The sequence below is a fragment of the Streptomyces sp. SPB074 genome, assembly GCF_000154905.1.
GTDB lineage: Bacteria > Actinomycetota > Actinomycetes > Streptomycetales > Streptomycetaceae > Streptomyces.
In genome coordinates, this window is record NZ_GG770539.1 from 1,652,273 (window position 1) to 1,656,520 (window position 4,248).

Consider the following 4,248-nt stretch of genomic DNA (forward strand, 5'->3'; position numbering starts at 1 on the left):
CCGCGGCCCCGTCCACTGGCTGCGCGCCCCCTCTCTCGACACGGCGCTGCGCCCTCCCGAGCTGTGCCTGCTGCTCGGGACGCTCGCGTACGTGGCGCACCGGGTGCGCGGGTAGCGGAACCGGCGGCTGCGCGGAGACACCGCAGAGGCGGATACGGGGCGCCGCGAGAGCGCCATGGGCGGCCTGCCGGGCGCTTCGGTGCGCCTGCGCGGGGAGGCCGCGCCGGGCCCGTACCGGAAGGTCTTCCACTGCGGGACCCCCGAGGCGGGCACGCACGCTCCGGGGCGCGCGTACGTACGCGAAAGGCCCCGTGGATGTGCCACGAGGCCCTTTCAGCGCGTCGTCCGCGCTCGCTGCCGCGACGTACCCGCGCCGCCACCGTTCCGGGCGCTCGGGCCGGGCGTGGGAGGGGCGCGGAACGGCCGGTCAGTCGCCGATCAGGGCGTCCACGAAGGCGCCGGGCTCGAACGGGGCGAGGTCGTCCGCGCCCTCGCCGAGTCCGATGAGCTTGACCGGGACGCCGAGTTCGCGCTGCACCGCGACGACGATGCCGCCCTTGGCCGTACCGTCCAGCTTGGTGAGCACGATGCCCGTGATCGACACGACCTCGGCGAAGACGCGGGCCTGAATGAGGCCGTTCTGGCCGGTCGTCGCGTCGAGCACGAGGAGCACCTCGTCCACGGGCGCCTGCTTCTCCACGACGCGCTTGACCTTGCCGAGCTCGTCCATGAGGCCGGTCTTGGTGTGCAGGCGGCCGGCCGTGTCGATGAGGACGGCGTCGGCCTTCTCGGCGACGCCCTCCTTGACCGCGTCGAAGGCGATCGACGCCGGGTCGCCGCCCTCGGGACCGCGCACGGTGCGCGCGCCCACGCGCTCGCCCCAGGTCTGGAGCTGATCGGCGGCGGCGGCGCGGAAGGTGTCGGCCGCGCCGAGCACGACGCTCTTGCCGTCCGCGACGAGGACGCGCGCGAGCTTGCCCGTGGTGGTGGTCTTGCCGGTGCCGTTGACGCCGACGACCATCACGATGCCCGGCTTGTCGGGCGCGGCCTCGGTGTGCACGGTGCGGTCCGTGTCGGCGCCGACGAGCGTGAGGAGTTCCTCACGGAGCAGGGTGCGCAGTTCGTCGGGGGTACGGGTGCCGAGCACGCGAACGCGCTCGCGCAGCCGCTCGACCAGTTCCTGGGTCGGCGCGACACCGACGTCGGCGGTGAGGAGCGTGTCCTCGATCTCCTCCCAGGTGTCCTCGTCGAGGTGCTCGCGCGAGAGCAGGGTCAGCAGGCCCTTGCCCAGGGCGTTCTGGGAACGCGAGAGACGCGTCCGCAGCCGCACCAGGCGCCCGGCGGTGGGCTCGGGCACCTCGATCTCGGGCTGCGGGGGCAGCGCGACGACCGGGTCCTCGACGGCCTCGGGCGTCGACGTAGCCGTCTCCGCGTCGGGAAGCGGTACCTCCTCGATCGTGCGGCGCTGCTCCTCGCGCGGTTTCTCGGCCTCGTCCCCGACGTGCGGTTCGGCCTCCGGGGCGGTGACGCTCGGCGTGCGCTCCGGCGGCGTGGGAGGAAGCCGCTTCTTGCGGCGTCCGCTCACCACCAGACCGCTGATCGCACCGATCACGACGACCGCGATGATGATTGCAAGGATGACGATGTCCATAACGCCCCCCAGTATCGGCCATGGCCGGGACGGGGTCGGGGATTGCGTCCGGCGGGAGGCGAGGGAGCGGGGGTCGGCGTGACGTGGGGGCGGGTTGGTGGGGCGGCGGGACGGCGGCATGTCGCGCGGCGCGGGCGGACGCGACGGTGCGACGTCGCGCGGCGCGACGGCGCGACAGGGTGTAGGCGGCGGTGCGACGTAACGCGTGCGTGGGCAGTGCGACGTCGCGCGGTGTGGGTGCGCAGGACGCCGTAACGTCGCGGCTTTCACGCCCCGTACGACGCGACGTCGCCGCGCCGGCGTCCGGCACGACGCCCCGCGTCGGCACCACGTCCCCCGGCGTCGCGCCGCGTCCCCGGCACCGCGCCACGTCCCCCCGTCGCGCGCCTTACTTCAGCCGCTGGCTGATCACCTTCGAGACGCCGTCGCCCTGCATCGAGACGCCGTAGAGCGCGTCGGCGACCTCCATCGTGCGCTTCTGGTGCGTGATCACGATGAGCTGGGAGCTCTCCTGGAGTTCCTGCATGATGCGGATGAGGCGCTGGAGGTTGGTGTCGTCGAGGGCCGCCTCGACCTCGTCCATGACGTAGAAGGGGCTCGGTCGCGCCTTGAAGATCGCGACGAGCAGCGCGACGGCCGTCAGCGAACGCTCACCGCCCGAGAGCAGCGAGAGCCGCTTCACCTTCTTGCCAGGCGGGCGGGCCTCGACCTCGACGCCGGTGGTGAGCATGTTGTCCGGGTCGGTGAGCAGGAGTCTGCCCTCACCGCCGGGGAAGAGGCGCGAGAAGACGCCCTCGAACTGGCGCACCGTGTCGTGGTACGCCTCCGTGAAGACCTGCTCGACGCGCTCGTCCACCTCCTTGATCACCTGGAGCAGATCGGCGCGTGTCTTCTTGAGGTCTTCGAGCTGCTCGGAGAGGAACTGGTGGCGCTCTTCGAGCGCGGCGAACTCCTCCAGGGCGAGCGGGTTGATCTTGCCGAGCCGCTGGTAGGCGCGTTCGGCCTCCTTGAGGCGCTTCTCCTGCTCGGCGCGGACGAAGGGGCGCGGCTGGTTGCGGGGGTGCTCGGGGTCCTCGGGCAGTTCCTCGCCCTCGGCCGGTGGCGAGGGCGGTACCGGCGTGCCGGGCCCGTACTCGGTGAGCAGGACGTTCGGCTCGACGCCGAGTTCCTCCAGCGCGCGGCCTTCCAGCTGCTCGATGCGCAGGCGCTTCTCGGCGCCGAGCACCTCGCCGCGGTGGACGGAGTCGGTGAGCTTGTCGAGTTCGGCCTTGAGCTTGCGACCGCTCTCCCGTTCGGCGGCCAGCTCGCGCTCCGCCTCCTCGCGGTACCGCTCCGCGTCGGCGCGCTCCGTCTCGGCGCGGCCCAGCGAGACCTCGACGTGTGCCAGGAGCTGGCGCGCTCCCGCGGCCACGGCGCGTGCGACGGCCGCCTCGTGACGCAGCCGCGCGCGACGTCGCTCGACGCGCTCCCGCGCCTCTCGTTCGGCGCGCGCGGCGCGGTCGAGGCCGTCGGCACGGCCCGCGAGCGCTTTGACGCGCTCCTCGTGCGTACGGAGCTGGAGCCTGGCCTCCATCTCGGTCTGCCGGGCGTTCGCGCCGTCGGCGGCGAGCCGGTCGCGTACGGAGGTGTCGGGTTCCTCATCGCCGTCCCACTCCCCCGCGTCGCCGAAGGGCGAGGACTCCTCCGCGACGGCGAGGCGCTCCTCCAGCTCGGCGGCCTGCGCCTCGGCGCGGTCGAGCGCCTCCTGCGCGCGCGCCGCCGCGGCGGCGGAGCGCTCCGCCTCGCCCGCCGCGCCTTTCGCCTGCCCCGCGAGCGCGCCGAGACGCTGCGCGACGGCGGACTTCTCGCGGTCGGCGGTACGCCGCTCGCGCTCCAGCTCCTCCAGAACCGCGGCAGCCTCGGCGCGACGCGTCGCGGCATCCTCCTGCGCACTCGCGAGCGCGGCGCACCGTACGGCCAGTTCTTCGAGTTCGGCCGACGCCTCGTCCACGGACGCCTGTACCTCGATCAGGCTCGGTGCCCCGGCGGAACCGCCCTGCGCGAAGTGCGCGCCGAGCACGTCGCCCTCGGCGGTGACCGCGACGAGCTCGGGGTGCGCACGGACGAGGGCCAGCGCGTCGTCCAGCGTGTCGACCGCGACCATGCCGCGCAGCAGCCGGCGCACGGCCCGCAGAAGGTCCTCGGGACCGCGCACCAGATCGGCGAGAGGGCGGCCGGGGGCGGGAACGCGCGTTTCGGGGGCGGGCGTGCCCATTCCGAGGTCGCGCGGGGACGGGGCGGCATGGGGCGCGACGTCGCGCGGCGTTGCGTGGGGCACGGCGTCGTGAACGCCGGGGGTTGCCGGGGCGTGGGTCGCGTCACCCGGCGCGTCGTAGGGAGCGGCGGCGTCGCGTGCCGCCGGTGTCGCGACGGCGGTGGCGGCGTCGGGGACGTCGCGCGGCGCAGGGACGTCGCGCGCCGCCCCGTGGCGCTCAGCACCCGACGTCGCGGCGCCGGACGCGTCGTCGGGGCGCGACGTCGCGTCGTCCTGCGTGGCTGGCGCCGCGCCGTTTGCCGCACTCCGCACGCGACGTCGTCACGTCGTCGGGCGACGTCGC

At 74.3% G+C, this 4,248-nt stretch carries 1 protein-coding gene and 2 pseudogenes; 1 reads left to right on the forward strand and 2 read right to left on the reverse strand.

Features of this window, described 5'->3' with window-relative positions:
- Nucleotides 1–115: pseudogene (locus SSBG_RS32495) on the forward strand (DNA primase); the annotation flags it as partial.
- A gap of 312 nt (nt 116–427) precedes the next feature.
- Here the strand turns inward: SSBG_RS32495 and ftsY are convergent.
- The gene (ftsY, locus tag SSBG_RS06540; protein WP_037869091.1) at nt 428–1,651 is read right to left on the reverse strand and encodes a signal recognition particle-docking protein FtsY; all 1,224 of its coding nucleotides are present in this window, start codon (nt 1,649–1,651) and stop codon (nt 428–430) included.
- 388 nt (nt 1,652–2,039) lie between these two features.
- A pseudogene (locus SSBG_RS06545) lies at nt 2,040–3,878 on the reverse strand (AAA family ATPase); the annotation flags it as partial.
- Nucleotides 3,879–4,248 lie beyond the last annotated feature (370 nt).

Coding starts and splice junctions, on each gene's coding strand:
- ftsY (WP_037869091.1), bottom strand. CDS start 1,651: ATGGACATCGTCATCCTTGCAATCATCATCGCGGTCGTCGTGATCGGT.